Genomic DNA, 16430 nt, shown 5'->3' on the forward strand with positions numbered 1-16430 from the left:
GGCGAAAACAGGCAGGATTGGAGGAGAATTGATGAAGCGGGAGACCAAAGGCAACGAGAGCGCGGCGCGTCGCTCGAACAAAGAGAAGACACCCCCCGGGAAATACGTCCTGAGACTCTATGTCACGGGAGCAACGCCGCGCTCGACGCGGGCGATTCTGAACATCAAGAATATTTGTGAGGAACACTTGGCTGGCCGTTACAATCTCGAGGTTATCGATATTTACCAGCAACCTGTTTTGGCCAAAGGAGACCAGATCGTCGCGGCCCCAACCCTCATCCGGCTTTTACCCCTGCCGCTGCGGCGCTTTATCGGGGACATGTCGCGCACGAAGAAAATCCTCGTCGGCCTCAATGTGCGGATTCTATCCACATGAGCACACGAACTCTCCGAGCGCCTCACAGAGACCTGGCAGCCGAGCTTGAAGAAACCAGAGCCCGGCTGGCGCAAGCGGAAGAAACGCTCGAAGCCATCCGAAACGGCGAAGTGGATGCCCTGGTGGTCTCCGCGTCCGGTGGCGAGCAAATCTTCTCCCTGCAAGGGGCAGAAACTCCATACCGGTGCTTGATCGAGCGGATGCACGAAGGAGCCCTGCTTTTGAATCCGCAGGCAACCATCCTCTACGCTAATGCGCATTTCGCCCAACTCGCGCGCAGACCGCTCGAGCAATTAATCGGCTCAAGCTGGAGCGTTCTGCTGGCGCCGGGCCAATACGAGCGACTTGAAGGTCTATTGCGCGGCGCCAAAGGCGGCGGTATTCGGGGGGAATTCCAATTGCGACTGCCGGAAGGGGGGTATCTGCCAGTCGAGGTCTCCTTGTCCTCGATTCCCATCGAGCCGGCCGGAGCGCTGGCGGCGATTGTAACCGATCTCTCCGAACGCAAGGCCGCCGAAACGCGGCTGGTGGCGGCAAACAAGGAGCTGAAGGAAATGGTCGGCGAACTCCAGCATGTCTCCTACGCCGTCGTTCATGACATCCGCGCCCCGCTCCGCGCAATGGAGGGCTTTGCCGCTTTGCTCGAGGGCGACCTGGGACTTACGCCCGCGGAACGGAAAGATTATTGTCGCCGGATTGCCGCTGCCGCGAGCCGTTTGGATAAGTTTATCCAGGACATACTGACCTATAACAAAGCCGTCCTTGAGCTGCCCCCGCTAGCCCGCGTCGCTCTATCGAGAGTTGTTCAGGGCGTGCTGGAAAGCTATCCTCATCTCTCGAGAGAAAATGCCGACATTGAGGTTGCGGAACAACTGCCCGTGGTGCTTGGCAACGAAACCCTCTTGATTCAATGCTTCTCAAACCTCCTGGGTAATGCCGTCAAATTCGTCCGCCGCAACACCCGGCCACGGGTGCGCATTTGGGCGGAACCCTCGGGGCGCATGGCTCCGGAGGATAAAAGCGAATCTTCCGAGGTGCATCTTGTAAGGCCAGCCCGCCCGGTCCGCATCTGGATCGAGGACAATGGCATCGGCATTTCCAAATCCGCTCGCCACCGCCTCTTCGGCATGTTCCAACGCCTCCATCCCGGCTATGAAGGCACCGGCATTGGCCTGGCCATCGTGCGGAAGGTGGTCAACCGCATGGGTGGGAGAGTTGGAGTTAAATCCGTGGAAGGCGAAGGAAGCCGTTTTTGGGTTGAGTTGCAAGAGGCCTCTTGAAGCAGGCTCCGTTACGATCTCCCCACCCTCTGGCTAATGTGTGCGTATTGCATAGAGGGAGGTCCGGGCAGGAATAAAAAGGGTATGACGATCACCCCCGCCGAAGACGAGTTGCAGAGGACGCTCCGGCACTTCAATTGTATCGATAAGGCTGCCTTTGGGGTCATAAACATAGACCTGACCGGCGGCGATAAAAACGGTGCCCCTCAAGTCTGCCGCCACACCTTCACCCCCCTGCTCGGCGAACAGGCGCAAGCCAGAGAGACTGCCGTCGGGTTTTACGACGCCAGACCAGGTCGTCAGCTCGGCTTCATCGGTAACATAAAAGGGTTTCCCCGCCTCGGCTGGCGCGAGGCCAAAGGAGCGGATTTGAGGGCTCGATTTAACACCCCAACTGGTGGCTCCGCTCAGAAAGTCCGCGCCAACGGGCAGAATTGTGGCGCCGTCTGGTGAGATAAAGTGCGCCACAGGATGCGAGAGCGATTCGCGATTCAATCGCCAGTCGCTGACCGGGAGGAAGAAGGTCTTTGCCACCCGGGCGGCGACGGGTTCAGGCGCCAAGGGCTCGATGTCCCCTTGCGCGTTGAGCCTGTAAACGTTGCCTTTGCCCGCGTAGGACACCACCAGCAGGTTACCGTCGTTGCCGATCGCCAGGTTCACCGGTTCGAGCGGGAAGTCGCTGATGGTGGAGAGTTGGCGCGACTCCGGGTCCCAGCGATAAATGCGCTGCCAGTGCGCGTCCACGAAGTAGAAATCGCCCAAGGGTCCGCAGACCCCGCCCGAAATATTAAAAAAGCCACCAGCGAGCTTTTCCACGGTAGCGCCCGGCGCGAGAACAGGCGAATGGCCGGCCCGTTTGGGTTGGGGCGGCCTGCCGGAGAGGTCAAGCCAGGCGAACTCGCGGTGGCGGACCTCGACGTTGTGGGTCTGGTCGAAAAGGGCGCAATCATAGCTGACTTTGCTATTGCTGAAGCAGTGCACGTTGCGGAAGTGGATGTCTCTGGAGTGGGACACCTTGACGGCCCAAGGAAACGGTTGGAATGAGCTGATGACTCTGTACATGTGCAAGTTGGCGATGCTGATGTCGTCTGAAGAATCGATTTCCAGCGGCAGGTCAAACCCGCTTTCGCCGCGCTCGGCTTCGGTCTGCAGGGCGTAGAACCGCCAGTGGGCGGCCTTATGAACCTGGACCTCGTAGCGGACATGATGCTCGCTGGACATCTGGTAAACGCGGCCTTCGGTTTCTGTATCCGAGACAAGCATCCCTGCAGTAGCAAAAGTCGAGGGGGTCCAAATATCGAGGAAAGTGCCACCGCCTCCATCAGTGACCCAAAGGCTTGGGTATTGGCTGTCCCAGCGGCGATTGGGGTCGGGATCCGACGTATGGTTGTTGTTGTAAGGATTCTCGCGTGAGCCGTCGGCCTGAGGGGTGCCGTGACCGCCCAAAAAACGGACATCGTTCATCATGGAACGGGCGCCGGCCTTCCAGAGAGCGGCGACGACGCGCGGATTTGCCCCGCTGGTATATAGGCCCAGGCCGACGACGATGTTACTTCCCCCTTTCGGGGTCTCGAGCAATGCCTTAGGCGGTCCTACCCCTTGATAACCCGGCGTGCTGTCGCGCAGAATTATCTGTGTGGCGCCAGGGTGGAGACCAATCAGAACGGTGTCCGAGCGGAGCCTCAGGGTATCGCGCACCACGTAAAAACCGGAAGGAAAGTAGATAGCGGGATGCGTGTCGATCGCCTTTTGTATGGCCTGGGTGTCATCGGTGACGCCGTCGCCCTTGGCGCCTAGGTCACTGAGGTTCACCCAGACGTCAGGCGCTGGCAGATCGGGCAGGTCTGAGGCTACGGGCGGCAGCAGGGTAGCCACTGGAAGGGCATCGAACAATGTTCTGATTTGGGGTACCGCCCCAATTTCCGAATAGTGCAGGCCGTGGGAGAAGATTTGGACCTTGTAGATATTTGCGGGTGCGACGAAGCGCTTGCCACTATCAAGCAGCCTGGCAAAGACCGGCACTGCGCGGCAGGTGATCCCTTCCATGTTGATTTCGTTTCGAGGATTGTTCTCGACACCGAAAACAAAAGCCGGGCCGGTCACGTCTTCCAGGCGAGCGTCCTTAATCCAAAGCTCGTCGGCCTTGCCGGGCTCGATCGCGACAACGGTTGGCACGCGTAGAAAATGAGGGCGAATGAGAGTGAGCCCCGCTTCACGTTCGAGGATGGCGGATTCGAGCTGGCCTTCGAAGGAACAGTCAATCACCGTGAACTGCCATCCAGGCGAGGGTTTCGAGGTCCAGATGGCGTACCGTCCACCCGAGAAGCGGACATCCTGGACGACATTTCCCCCTTCGTGAATGCCCGCCAGCGCCGAGCCCAGAAACATCTCGATGTGGGCGAGAAAGCAGTGCTGGGCGTAGCGCGCGCGGATGGCCACCGCCCCGGGATTCCCATCCTCAATCTCGATATTAACATTCGAGAGCGCGGAATAAAAGGTTCCGGGACTGGCATCGGGCACACGTTCAGGAGTCGAACCCGTATTGCGTGGACGCATGCGGCCAAAACCAGGACGCCCTCCCGCGAAGAAAAACAGCACCTTTTCTTGCGCGGGTTCTTGAAAACCCCGAGTGTTTTTTGGCAGGACGATGACCGGGCGGACGGCGCCATATCCGATCACGCGAATGCCGGGCCAAATAAAAAGAGTATCGCTCAGAAGGTAGCGTCCTGGACCGAGCAGGACGATGCCCTGGCCGGTTTCCTGGACCCGATTGATGGCTTGCTGAAGCGCCTTGGTGTCGTCACCACCAGACGGGCCGGCGGCATAGACCGCCCTGGAATCCTCGAGTCGCTGTTTGTAATAGGAACCTGCGCCGACAGGCAGGGCCGCAGTGAGGGAGAGCAGGACCAACCCGAGATGCCTCAGAAGATGTTGTGAAAATCGTTTCATTATAGGCGCCGACGTGAGGAGGCTCAAATCTCAACTGCTTCTTCCTATTTATCAGAGCCTCCTCACGTCAGCTCCTACATTTTCAGAACATCGCTTGAGAGCCCGTTTTAAAGAATGCACCCGCGGCCATCGTCTTCAGCAGACTGCTTTGCCCGGGATCAAAGTCAATTCTTAAAACTCCATTTTGCATTGAAAACCAGGGGCCCCCGCCGTCTCCGCCCCGTCGCGCTTGGCGAATGGTGAACCAATACCTTGCACCTGGGTTTTTAGTGGGCTAAGGGTTGTCCGTGAGTCAGCCAGAATTTCCGGACGCGGCGCTGGTGCTGGTCGGACACGGGACCACGCTCAACGAGGATTCCGCTACGCCGGTTTATCAGCATGCCGCCGAGTTGCGCCGCCGCAACTGCTTCGCCGAGGTCCGCGAAGGATTCTGGAAACAACAGCCTCTTGTGAGCGAACTTTTTCCGGCCCTCGACACGCCCAGGGTTTTTATTGCTCCTCTGTTCATCAGCGAGGGATACTTTTGCGAACAAGTCATTCCCCGAGCATTGGGTTTCGAGCGCGAAGGGCACGGGGGCATCAGGCGGGTGCAGCGGCGCAGTGCGCAAATCCTGAAGTATTGCAGGCCGGTCGGCACGCATCCCAGCATGACCTCCGCTCTGCTGGCGCGCGCCCGGGGGGTGGTGCAACAATATCCATTCCCTCGCGCTCCCTTGCCCAACGAGACCACGCTCATCGTAGCGGGCCATGGCACGGAGCAAAACGAAAATTCACGGGTAGTGGTCGAGCGCCAGGCTGAGGTCATCAGCAGCCAGAGGAGTTATGCGGCGGTCCACGCCGTTTTTCTCGAGGAACAACCCCTTATCCCCACCTGCTACTCTTTGGCTCAGACAAAAAATATGGTGGTAGTTCCCTTTTTCATCAGCGACGGTTTGCATGTGCGGGAGGATATTCCCATTTTGTTGGGTGAATCCGAGCGTATCGTGAAGCAGCGGCTTCAGCAGGGACAAGCCACCTGGCGCAACCCGACTGAAAAACAAGGCAAGCTGGTATGGTATGCCGGCAGCGTCGGCACGGAGCCCTCTTTGGCTGATGTGATCCTCGAACGGGTGCGCGAAGCCGATAGCTGGGGTTCTTTTTCAGGTTGAAAGCCATTCGGTGAAGCCCGAAACTTGCCCGGTGCGATGGAAGAAAGTCACTGTAGTAGGCGTAGGCTTGTTGGGCGGTTCGCTGGGATTGGCGCTCAGGCAACGCCGGCTGGCCGATTGCGTGGCCGGTTACGTCCGGCGCGCCTCGAGCGTTCGAGAGTGCGAGCATCTCGGCGCGGTGGATTTTGCCACGCGCGACCTGGGGCGTGCTGTTTCAGGCGCTGACTTGGTAGTGCTCTGCACGCCGATCGCTCAAATGCGCCCGCTGGCCTTGGAGATGGCCGGCCACCTAACGCGCGGGGCGATTGTTACCGATGTCGGCAGTGTGAAGGAGACCCTCGTTCGAGACCTGGAAGGCCTGCTGGCGCCGGTTGGGGCCTTTGTTGTGGGCAGTCATCCGATGGCCGGCGCAGAAAAAATGGGTGTCGCTGCGGCGCGGGCGGATTTGTTCGCCAACGCCATTTGCGTCGTTACCCCAACACGCAATTCCGACCCGCGCGGAGTGAGGCAAGTGGAACACTTGTGGAAATCTGTGGGCGCGCGCGTGGTCCGGCTAAGCCCGACAACCCATGACCGGCTGGTCAGCCGCTCGAGTCATCTGCCGCATGTCGTAGCGGCGCAATTGGCCAATTTCGTTCTTACTTCCAAAGGACCAAAGGAACCATCCTTGCTTTGCGCTAACGGCTTCCGCGATACCACGCGCATCGCCTCCGGCTCGCCCGAGATGTGGCGTGATATTGCCCTGGCCAATCGCGAAAATATCCTGCGCGCTGTCGAGGCATTTGGCGCTGAACTCGACAATTTTCAGCGGGCGCTTAAACGCAGTGACGGGCGGCGCCTCTTAAAATTATTTCAACAGGCCAAAGCCCGACGGGACGCGTGGTCGCACCGGGCCGGCTCGCCATCACCGGAATGAACAAGCGAGTTCATGGGTTTTTCGGCCTTCGCCGTCGAGGGTTTGGGGTGCGCTCTATCACGGCCTTTTCGCCAGGCTGCCGGCGCGTGTCCCCAAAGGGCGCCGGGAAGCGGCGCACTCCAAGCGCTTCGCGAGGCGCTGGGAACGCGGGCGGGTCGTAATGTTGGCAAATCCTATGCCTTTGCCAGACCTCATCGAAATCATTCCGCTCTCAGGACCGGTTCGCGCGCAAATCAGCGTGCCGGGTTCCAAGAGCATCACCAATCGCGCCTTGATCCTGGCGGGATTGGCTGAAGGCGAAACTTCTCTCGAAGGCGCGCTATGGAGCGAAGACACGCAAGTTTTGGTCGAATGCCTGCAGGAACTCGGGTTCATGATCAATGTGCGTCCCGACCCCAACGAGGCCTGCAACCGCACCATTACAATTTATGGCAAGGGCGGAGCGGTTCCGCGGGGCGGCACGATGGAACAGCCGCTGGAGTTGTTCGTAGGAAATGCGGGCACAACCGCCCGCTTTCTGGCAGCTTTTCTTTGTTTGGGCAACGGCTTTTATCGCTTGCACGGCGTGGAACGGATGCACGAGCGCCCGCAAAGAGCCTTGTTCTGCGCCCTCCGCGAATTGGGCTATGCCATCCATTCAGAAAACGACCGGTTGCCAGTCATTATCGAAGGTTCGGGACCTCGCGCCAGCAAGTGCACGGTCAGCATTGAAGACAGTTCGCAATTTGCTTCGGCCCTTCTTTTATGTTCGGGTCGCGGGTGTTGGGAAATCCAGGTCGTTGGTGAGAACGCCGAGGAATCGCCGTATGTGGCGATGACATCCAAGTTGATCGAGGCCTTCCCCAGCCGGGGTGGAGTTTTTCAAATCGAACCGGATGCCTCCAGCGGCAGCTATTTCGTCGCAGCCGGTTTTCTGGAAAGCGAGTGGGGCGATTGGCAGAAGCAGGAATTCCCAAGCGCGGGCACCCACGGTTTCGCCTTGAGTACGCGCCTCCGCCCGGTTGTTGAAGTGCGAAACTGGCCCCGCTCCGGCTGGCAGATTGACAGCCGGTTTCCCAATTTTTGCGGTTTGCTGGCATTGACGAGGATTCCAGCCCCTCCTGACCCGGCTTTGCCTGTGGTTGTGAAATCGCCTGACCCAGCCTGGCTCAAACAAGCGGAGGCGCTTCAGCAAATGCGGCAATCTTCATTGGGAGAGTCTCGAGTGAGAATCTCCCGCAGGCATGATTTAGGCGACAGCATTATGACGCTCATCGTTCTAACCCCGCTGTTGTATTTCCCTATTCAATTTACCGACCTGGGGCGGCTGCGCAGCCAGGAATGCGAACGGGTGCTTGCTTTGAAAACTGAACTCACCCGGTGCGGCGTCAAGGCCCTCGAGAGCGATGATACGCTCGAAGTGTTTCCCTCCAAACCGCACGGTGCGGAAATCGAAACGTACAATGATCATCGCATAGCCATGTGTTTTGCGATTCTGGGTTTGAAAATCCCGGGAATAAAAATTAAGAATCCGGGCTGCGTGAAAAAGACGTTTCCCAACTTTTTCCAAAAACTCGCCGCGCAGCCCCCCAACGGCCTTGGAGCGACCCTTCGAGATGGCCGCAGCGGGCGGGCCCTGGAGATGGAGAGGTTATTTGCCGAATGACAGCGACTCCCCTCAAGAGCACTCGGCCGATTGTCGTTGCCATCGACGGGACCAGCGCCAGCGGCAAGAGCACCAATGCCAGGTTGGTGGCCAAGGCGCTGGATTTGATTTATGTCGATACCGGCGCCATGTACCGCGCGCTGGCCTGGTATTGTTTGAGACAGAAGTCCGATGTCCACAATGAACGAGCCGTTGCCGCCGCCTGCCGGAAATGGAAGACCTCCCTGGAATGCGTGGCAGGCCAGGTGCATTTGAAAGTGGATGGCTATTATCCAGCCGCTGAAATCCGCACGGCGGAGGTCAGCGCCGCGGTGTCGCATGTGGCGGCGGTGCCTAAGGTGCGCGAGTGGATGAAAAAAAAGCAGCGGGAATGCCTCAAATTCGGCAGCCTCGTGATGGAAGGGCGCGATATCGGCACAAACGTGTTTCCCGAGAGCGAGTTCAAGTATTACCTGGATGCTCACCTCGAAGAGCGTTCGCGCCGGCGGGCCTCCGAAGGTGTGCAGGAGAATCTGGCGGCGCGGGATTTGCGTGACAGCCAGCGGGCGGCGGCGCCGCTGATGATCGCGCTGGGGGCCAAGGTCATCAACAACTCCCAAATGACGGCCGAACAAACCAGCGCCTTGATTATTGAAGATGTGAAGCGGCGTCTCTCCTAAAGAGTTCATGAACCCGGTTTACTTCGCGGGCTGGATTGCCTTTCGCGCCATTTTCAGAATTTATTTTCGGTATCGGGTTTATAACCCCGAGCGGGTACCCCTGCGCGGGCCTGTCATTCTCGCCTCAAACCACGCGAGTTTTATCGACCCGCCTTTGGTCGGTTCCGGCGTCAAACGCGCTATTCATTACCTGGCCCGAGAGAGCCTGTTTCGATTTCCGGTGATGGGCTGGGTTTTGAAACAGTGGCAGGTCGTCCCGGTGGACCGCGAAGGCGGCGGCGCCAAAGGGCTCAAAGCCATTCTGGACCGGCTGCTGGCCGGAGGGGCGATCATTCTTTTCCCGGAAGGAACACGAACGCGCGACGGCAGACTGCAACCGGCTCGTTCGGGCATTGGCCTGACGGTCATTAAATCGGCCGCGCCGGTCATACCGGTCCGCGTATTTGGAACCTTCGAAGCTTACGGGCGTCACATGCCCCTTCCGCGTCCGCGGCAGGTTGCAGTGAAGTATGGGCGGCCAATGTTTTTCGAGCAACTCAGGGCTGAGGCGCGCTTCTGTTCGAAGCAGCGGTTGAAGGAGCTTTACCAGCAGGTGGCTGAGGAGATCATGGCCACCATCGCAAAGCTGGAATCTTACGAAGATAAGGATCAATTTCCATGACGCGACACGTGCAGGAATGGCGGCCCGTTGCTTCGACACTGTCATTACCCCGCAGGCTGCGCGCCTTTTACATTCAATTCTTTGTTCGCGGCAAGTATTGACGGGTGAACAGTGCCGGCTTGCGCGCTTCGAGGTCCAACTCGGCGGTCAGATAGCCGCCATCCTTCAACAACTCGATGCCCGCCAGTGAGGGGCAGAGCCGAACCCGAAAGGGCCGCCATTGGCGCGCCTGGCGCAAGGCGCTGCTCAAGCGCGTTGCCGTGTGTCCCAGGAACGTCAACCTCGGCATCCCCGCCAGCAGCCGGCTCTTCCACAAAATCAGATTGGAATGCAGATGGCCGATAATCGTCTCTTCTATCTGTGGCAACCTCGCCGCCACCTCCGGCTCGCCCGCCAGAAAGGGCAATGCGCTCGGGTCATGGCAAAAGAGCAAGACTCGGCCTCGGGCAGGGATGGCCGCAAAGGCCTTTCGGATGAGGTTCATGTGCTCGGCGCGGAGCCGTTCCCATTCGCTGCGCTCCGAGGCCAAGGTGTCGGGTTCAAAGACGGGCAAAGCCACCAGCGAAGAGGTCACCCCAATCAGGACATAGGCGCCCACCGTCCTCTGCCAAAAAGGAGAGAGGTTCAGCTCCTCGCGCGCTCGCCGCCAGCTCTCCAGCCGCATCCCGCCTCGCCCTCCAAATAAACTCACTTTCCCCAACTCGTGATCGCCAAAATTGACTTCCAACCGGTTGCCGAATCTTTGGCGCAGTTTTCCCAGGCACTCGCGCGCGCTTTGGCAGGTGGCGTCGTCGCTCAGGCCAAGGGAGGCCGAGTCGCACGAGTAATCTCCGTTCGCAACAATGAGATCGAAAGACTCAGGTCGGTTGAGGAAAGCCTCCAGGAGATGGTTTTGGCACAAAGGCTCGCGCAGCCAGAAGTAGTGCCGATACAGCCGGACCACCAGGCGCAGCAAGGGATTGTGAATGCCGGCCAGCTCATAATCGCTCCCACGCGCCTGCTCCGCCGCGCTGGCATAATGGATGTCGCTCACAATTCCCAACCTGCATAAGCCCATGAATAGCCATGTTGGGGGCCAGCGCCCCAATCGTCAACCAGCCGAAATTAAAACTCGTCCGGGCACAGCGAAAAACATTGCTGCATTTTCTCAACGGCGTTACCGTGAAGCATTCCTTGGCGTTGGCTTGCATTGGGGTTGCGTGGAAGAATTGGCCGCATGGGCAACGGCTTGAGGGGTCTCTCCTCGCAACCGGCGACGCCATTTCCGTGGCCGCTGTTATGCCAATCGAAAACTCAGCCAAATCGGGCCCAAAACCGCAGGATGGGTTGTGTTTTCACGATTCATTGCGGGACTCTTTCGTAAGCGGGCTGGTCGTCCTCCAAGGCGCAGAGCAGGCCGCCACCCTCACCCCAAGGGCCGAACAAATCCTTGGATTACCCCCCAGCCAAGGCGCTGCGATGCAAATCGCCCAATTACCAAAGCAGTTGGTCGCTCTGGCCCGCGAGGTGAGCGCTTCCGGGCAGCCCGTCCTGTCTCGCGCTCTCGAACTGGAACCCTCTTCACCCGGAGCGGCCGTTGCCGTCGGGGTCAGCGCCCTGCCGGTGCAGTCTGGAGGCAAACACTGCGCCGTGGCGGTCATTCTCAGCGACCTGAGCCCTGGGCGTGAATTCGAGCACCATCTCGAAATGCTGGATCGTCTGGCTAATGTCGGCACGCTGGCGGCCAGCATGGCGCATGAGATCAAGAACGCCCTCGTGGCCGGCAGAACCTTTATCGATCTGTTGCTGGAAAAGCACCAGGACACCGAACTGGTGGAGGTCGTAAGGCGGGAGATAGGCCGGATTGACTCCATCGTTAGCCGGATGCTCAAGTGCTCGGCCAGCACGGGCGCCCCGTTCGGCCCCGTGCCTCTGCATGTCGTGCTCGAGCACGCCTTGCGCCTTGTCCAGCCGCAGCTTGATAGCAAGGGCATCTATCTGAACCGGACATTTCAAACAACCGACGATACCGTTCATGGGGACGAATACCAGTTGCAACAGGCGATTTTGAACCTGCTCCTTAACGCCCTCGAAGCCATGGACCATGGCGGAACACTTTCCTTGAGCAGTGAATTGGTTGCCGGCAAGCCGGAGCTTGGGCGGTTGCGGGACTCGGCGGACCCTCTCGTTGTGCGCATTACAATCAAGGATACCGGGGTGGGGATTGCGCAGGAAAACATTGGGCGGCTTTTCGAGCCGTTCTTCACTACCAAGCCAACCGGCACAGGTTTGGGCTTGGCTGTGACGCGGCGCATCCTGCAACAACATCAAGGCGAGATAACCGTCGAGAGCCAGCCCGGCGCAGGGGCGGCGTTCTGTATTACGCTGCCGCTCTGGAACAAGGACCTGTCCAACAAACCGCTGCCACCCCTGGTTCCTACTTGTGGGATGCCTTCAATGCCTGATCAATGTCGGCCTTGATGTCCGCCATCTCTTCCAACCCAATCGACAGCCGCACATAATCGGGCGTGACCCCGGTCGCCGCCTGCTCTTGCTCGGTGAGCTGCTGGTGGGTGGTTGATGCTGGATGAATCACCAGGCTTTTCGCGTCTCCAATATTTGCCAGGTGCGACAGCAGTTTCGCCGAATTGATGAATTTCTTGCCTGCCTCGAGGCCGCCTTTGATGCCAAAACCGACAATGCCGCCAAACCCCTTTTTGAGGTACTTGGCCGCCAGTGAATGATTCGGATCATCCGGCAAGCCCGGATAGGTCACCCAAGCGACCAGCGGGTGTTGTTTGAGGAAGCGGGCGATTTCGAGCGCGCTTTCAGAGTGGCGGCCCTGGCGCAGAGGCAGCGTCTCGAGCCCTTGCAGAAAGAGAAACGAATTGAACGGGCTGAGCGCGGCGCCCATATCCCGCAGCAACTGCACTCGGGCCTTGATGATGAATGCCACGTTGCCCAGCCCGGGGAAATTCCCAAACACATCCCAATACTTGAGCCCGTGATAGCTCGGGTCCGGCTCTGTGAACTCAGGAAACTTCCCATTGTTCCATTGAAATTTTCCCCCGTCCACGATAACGCCCCCAATCGAGGTGCCGTGTCCGCCAATGTACTTTGTGGCCGAGGCCACAATCACATCCACCCCGTGCTCGATGGGACGGACCAGGCCGACCCCGATGGTATTATCCACGATGAGCGGCACGCCCGCTTCGCGTGCGATGGATGAAAGGGCCGCAAAATCCGGCACATCGAGCTTGGGATTGCCGATGGTTTCGGCAAACAAGGCGCGCGTTTTCGGGGTGATCGCCCGGCGGAACGCCTCCGGACTGCCTGAATCCACGAACCTCACGATGCGGCCCAGCTTGGGCATGGTGTAATGGAAGAGCTGGTAAGTGCCGCCGTAGAGGTTGTTAGCCGATACGACCTCATCTCCTACCTGCGTGATGTTCAGCAGGGCAAACGTAGTCGCTGCTTGCCCGGACGAAACCGCCAATGCCCCGGACCCACCCTCGATGGCAGCGATGCGCTGCTCAAATACATCAGTGGTGGGATTCATGATCCGGGTGTAAATGTTCCCAAATTCCTTCAAAGCAAACAGGTTCGCCGCGTGTTCGGTATCCTTGAACACGAACGAAGTGGTCTGGAAAATGGGAACCGCCCGGGCGCCGGTGCCCGGGTCAGGGACCTGGCCGGCGTGCAACGCCAGTGTGCTGAGACGCTCTGCTGAAGCGCTCATTGGGCTTGAATAGTGCGGATTTTAATGTTGCGGAACGACACGCGCCCGTGGTCGCCTTGCAGTCCAATATAGCCGGTAGTGGATTTGGCAAAGTGGGGCATGCTGGCGAACTTGCTCTTGGCGACACGCTGATTGAAATCTTCGCTACCCAGCACATAGTCAAAATACTTCACGCCGTTGATGTCGTGCTCGCACTTTTGGGGGGTAACCAGCAGACGCACATGGTTCCATTGTCCGACCGGCTTGGTCGCATCCAGCGGTTTGCCGGTATTAGGGTCATCGGGCGGCTGGTAGAGGGCATAGAGCCAGCCGCAGCGCACCGGGTCGGCGGCTTTAACATTATCTTCGAGCTGGAATTCCGGGCCGGTTGCCCAGATCGCGTTGCCCTGGTCGGTGACATGATACATGATGCCGCTATTGCCGGCCTCGGAGATGTTGTAGTCCAATTGCAGTTCGAACCAGTCGAACTGACCGGTCGTCACGATGTCGCCGGCATTGTGCGGGTCGGCGCAAACCAGGGCGCCATCCTCGACGGTCCAACCGGGTCGGACCCCTTCGTGTTTAAAATTGTGCCAGCCAGTAAAGTCGTGTCCATTGAACAGGAGCTGCCAGTCTGCGGCCTTCTCCGCATCCGTCAGGGTATTAATGTCGGATGGCGGGTCGGCACTGGCCTGCTGAACTGCGCCAAGCTGGGCCTGCACATCCTTCTTCCATTCTGCACCCAGGTCCTCGACGCTATGACCGGTTTGCGCGTTCCAGAGTTCTTGATTGTACTTGCCGGTCCTTAAGGCGGTATTGAGTTGCTGGACGATTTGCTTGTCATATTTCTCCGTCACCCAATTCAGGAAATTGGCGCTGATGCGGTAACTGGCCTTATAGCTTAACGAGAGGTTCCGCCGGGTCTTCATCCAGGTGATATCCGCCCCATGGCTCTGCGGCTCATAAATAAACCAGCGCATGTAATCGGGAATGCCCTCGACCAGCCAGCCTGGGGGCCGTGGCGCATCCGGGTTCTCCCGGCGTGCCCGGCCATATTGTTGGACCACATGCACCAATTCGTGAATGACGGCCCCTTTGGCCTCGCCTTCGAGGTTTTTCCGGAACCACTGGGCATTGCAACTGACCCTGCTGCCGCCCGTAGCCGCCGGGGCGCGCATGCTCTCCCGAAAGGTGATGCTGACCCGGGTAGGGGCTTCAAAGCCCTCGCTGGGGAGTGCCTGGACCAGCTTGGGATACCATTCCAGCACAACTGGCATGAGCCGGTTGTGTGCCCATTCTTTAAGGTCGGGCGCGGCAGTCGTATCAATGGTTATCTCATCAGCGCCCTCAGCGGTTTTGCCCGTTTCCTTGGACGCCTCCGCCACTTGGCTCCCAGAGGCGCCGCTTGAGTCAGGCCCGACAACGTCGATCTCGCTGTAGAACGTGTTGCCGAACGTGTCGGCTTCTTCGGTGGGGACCATATCGAACAGCAGATACCGATACTGACCCAGCGGCCCGCTCGGGTCGGAGACGCTCACCCCGTACTGGCCGCCGCCCTCGCCTGATTTGGGCCGGCTATCCACCTTCGCAACCAGTTTCCAACCGCATTGTTCGGGGTCTGTGCCGCGTTTGGGTTTTGCATTGAACCCGTCGGCCTTTCCGTCGCTGGCATAGAGGGAATAGACCTGCGGCCCGCGCGTGCCGGGGTGCCATGAATAGGAGTTGACCTGTCGCACCTCAACTGCCTCGCCCAGGTCGAACTCGACGCGCCCACCCTGGCCCCCTGCGTTGAAAAAGAAATTCTCAGCCGGCTGGTCCTCCTCAGTGGGGAGTTTCCCATCATTGAGTTTTCCGATCTCGCCTCCGTTCTCATCGCGTTCGCCGTCAACAATCGTGATGGCGGCCTTGCTTCCAATGTCTTTGCTCGATGGGGCTGGGACGCGTTTGAACTTAAAGGACGCTGTAGCATCCTGGCTTTCGTTGTGGTCGATGGTGCTCGTGACTTGGCCCGGGCTTGCTATCGTGGATAGCCACAGAGCCGAAGCGGTCATCATCAGGAATGAGAGAGGTTTCATGGTATGAAATCAGTTTTCTGCGAACCGGCCCAAATCCTACGATGCGGGCTGGGGTTGGAAAGTCAAAAACGCTGTTGACTTGGGCGGTTTGTTTGTTAGCTTCACCCTTCCTTTGAATGGGATTCGAGATGAAAACACATTTGCCGAAAGTGAATTTGGATGACCGGAAGTGGCACGTAATCGATGCCAATGGCGCCATCCTGGGCCGGTTGGCGGCGCAAGTGGCCGATATTTTGCGCGGGAAAAACAAGCCGGTTTTTACACCGCACCTGGATGCCGGCGATTTTGTGATCGTCATCAACGCCGAAAAGGTGGTTGTGACCGGCAAAAAAGAGACCGGCAAGAAGTTCATGACCTATTCGGGGTGGAAAGGTGGCGAAAGGTACCGTTCGGTGGCGCAAATCCGGGAGCGGCACCCGGAGAAACTGATCACGCACGCGGTTCGCGGCATGGTGCCCAAGAACCGGCTGGGCCGGGTGCTTATGACAAAACTCAAAGTCTATAAAGGCGACCAGCACCCGCACGCGGCCCAAAGGCCTCAAGCGCTCTCTCCGTCCAAATAATGGCGCAGGCCATTAGCGACAAATTACATTATGTCCGAAATTAAAATGCCTGAAACCAAAGCGGCGCAGCACTTGGGCACAGGCCGGCGCAAAACCGCCGTAGCGCGGGTCCGCCTGGCCACCGGGACCGGCAAGATTCTGATTAATGGCCGGCCAATCGAGAATTATTTTCCAGTCGAAGCCCAGCGAGCGATGGCATCGCAGCCGCTGGCGGTGACCGGGACAGCGAACAAATTTGACGCGCAGATTAGCGTGAGCGGTGGCGGCCCCAACGGACAGGCCGGAGCGGTTCGCCACGGGATAGCCCGCGCGTTGCTGACGGTCGATGCCAACCTGCGGCCCATTTTAAAGTCGGAGGGTTTTCTGACACGCGACCCGCGCATGCGCGAGCGCAAGAAGTATGGCCAGCCGGGGGCGCGCAAACGTTTCCAATACAGCAAACGTTAATCGCTCTGGAAATT

General features: G+C 58.9%; 14 protein-coding genes. 10 read left to right on the forward strand and 4 right to left on the reverse strand.

Annotated features, from left to right (window positions below):
* Nucleotides 1-31 precede the first annotated feature (31 nt).
* The gene (locus VG146_07165; GenBank protein HEV2392128.1) at nt 32-376 is read left to right on the forward strand and encodes a circadian clock KaiB family protein; all 345 of its coding nucleotides are present in this window, start codon (nt 32-34) and stop codon (nt 374-376) included.
* Entirely contained in the window at nt 373-1656 is a 1284-nt protein-coding gene (locus VG146_07170; protein ID HEV2392129.1) for an ATP-binding protein, read from the forward strand. The genes VG146_07165 and VG146_07170 overlap by 4 nt, the downstream gene beginning before the upstream one ends.
* A gap of 33 nt (nt 1657-1689) precedes the next feature.
* Here VG146_07170 and VG146_07175 read toward each other — a convergent pair whose 3' ends face one another.
* On the reverse strand, nt 1690-4605 hold the full coding sequence (locus VG146_07175) for a glycosyl hydrolase family 28-related protein (protein ID HEV2392130.1): 2916 nt from the start codon (nt 4603-4605) through the stop codon (nt 1690-1692).
* Nucleotides 4606-4892: 287 nt separating this feature from the next.
* On the opposite strand from VG146_07175, the gene VG146_07180 reads away from it, so the two are divergent.
* The 5 genes from VG146_07180 (at nt 4893) to VG146_07200 (ending at nt 9634) form a co-directional block, all read left to right on the forward strand.
* On the forward strand, nt 4893-5753 hold the full coding sequence (locus tag VG146_07180; protein HEV2392131.1) for a CbiX/SirB N-terminal domain-containing protein: 861 nt from the start codon (nt 4893-4895) through the stop codon (nt 5751-5753).
* A 10-nt stretch (nt 5754-5763) separates the two neighbouring features.
* Nucleotides 5764-6669: a prephenate dehydrogenase/arogenate dehydrogenase family protein gene (locus VG146_07185; protein ID HEV2392132.1), complete on the forward strand. Its 906-nt coding sequence runs from the start codon at nt 5764-5766 to the stop codon at nt 6667-6669.
* Nucleotides 6670-6844: 175 nt separating this feature from the next.
* Nucleotides 6845-8314: a 3-phosphoshikimate 1-carboxyvinyltransferase gene (locus tag VG146_07190; protein HEV2392133.1), complete on the forward strand. Its 1470-nt coding sequence runs from the start codon at nt 6845-6847 to the stop codon at nt 8312-8314.
* Nucleotides 8311-8973, forward strand: coding sequence for a (d)CMP kinase (gene cmk / locus VG146_07195; protein ID HEV2392134.1), 663 nt, complete (start codon nt 8311-8313; stop codon nt 8971-8973). The genes VG146_07190 and cmk overlap by 4 nt, the downstream gene beginning before the upstream one ends.
* A gap of 7 nt (nt 8974-8980) precedes the next feature.
* Nucleotides 8981-9634: a lysophospholipid acyltransferase family protein gene (locus VG146_07200; GenBank protein HEV2392135.1), complete on the forward strand. Its 654-nt coding sequence runs from the start codon at nt 8981-8983 to the stop codon at nt 9632-9634.
* A 73-nt stretch (nt 9635-9707) separates the two neighbouring features.
* Here VG146_07200 and VG146_07205 read toward each other — a convergent pair whose 3' ends face one another.
* On the reverse strand, nt 9708-10667 hold the full coding sequence (locus VG146_07205) for a hypothetical protein (protein ID HEV2392136.1): 960 nt from the start codon (nt 10665-10667) through the stop codon (nt 9708-9710).
* Between the two features lie 245 nt (nt 10668-10912).
* Between VG146_07205 and VG146_07210 the strand changes: the two genes are divergently transcribed.
* The gene (locus tag VG146_07210) at nt 10913-12094 is read left to right on the forward strand and encodes an ATP-binding protein (GenBank protein HEV2392137.1); all 1182 of its coding nucleotides are present in this window, start codon (nt 10913-10915) and stop codon (nt 12092-12094) included.
* Here the strand turns inward: VG146_07210 and VG146_07215 are convergent.
* Nucleotides 12051-13352, reverse strand: coding sequence for an O-acetylhomoserine aminocarboxypropyltransferase/cysteine synthase (locus tag VG146_07215; protein HEV2392138.1), 1302 nt, complete (start codon nt 13350-13352; stop codon nt 12051-12053). The two genes, VG146_07210 and VG146_07215, sit on opposite strands and share 44 nt — an antisense overlap.
* On the reverse strand, nt 13349-15406 hold the full coding sequence (locus VG146_07220; GenBank protein HEV2392139.1) for a family 16 glycoside hydrolase: 2058 nt from the start codon (nt 15404-15406) through the stop codon (nt 13349-13351). The genes VG146_07215 and VG146_07220 overlap by 4 nt, the downstream gene beginning before the upstream one ends.
* Nucleotides 15407-15534: 128 nt before the next feature.
* Here VG146_07220 and rplM point away from each other — a divergent pair, with 128 nt between their 5' ends.
* The gene (gene rplM, locus VG146_07225) at nt 15535-15969 is read left to right on the forward strand and encodes a 50S ribosomal protein L13 (protein HEV2392140.1); all 435 of its coding nucleotides are present in this window, start codon (nt 15535-15537) and stop codon (nt 15967-15969) included.
* A 30-nt stretch (nt 15970-15999) separates the two neighbouring features.
* Entirely contained in the window at nt 16000-16416 is a 417-nt protein-coding gene (gene rpsI, locus VG146_07230) for a 30S ribosomal protein S9 (protein ID HEV2392141.1), read from the forward strand.
* The last annotated feature ends 14 nt before the right edge of the window (nt 16417-16430 follow it).

This window comes from Verrucomicrobiia bacterium, assembly GCA_035946615.1.
Lineage (GTDB): Bacteria > Verrucomicrobiota > Verrucomicrobiia > Limisphaerales > UBA8199 > DASYZB01.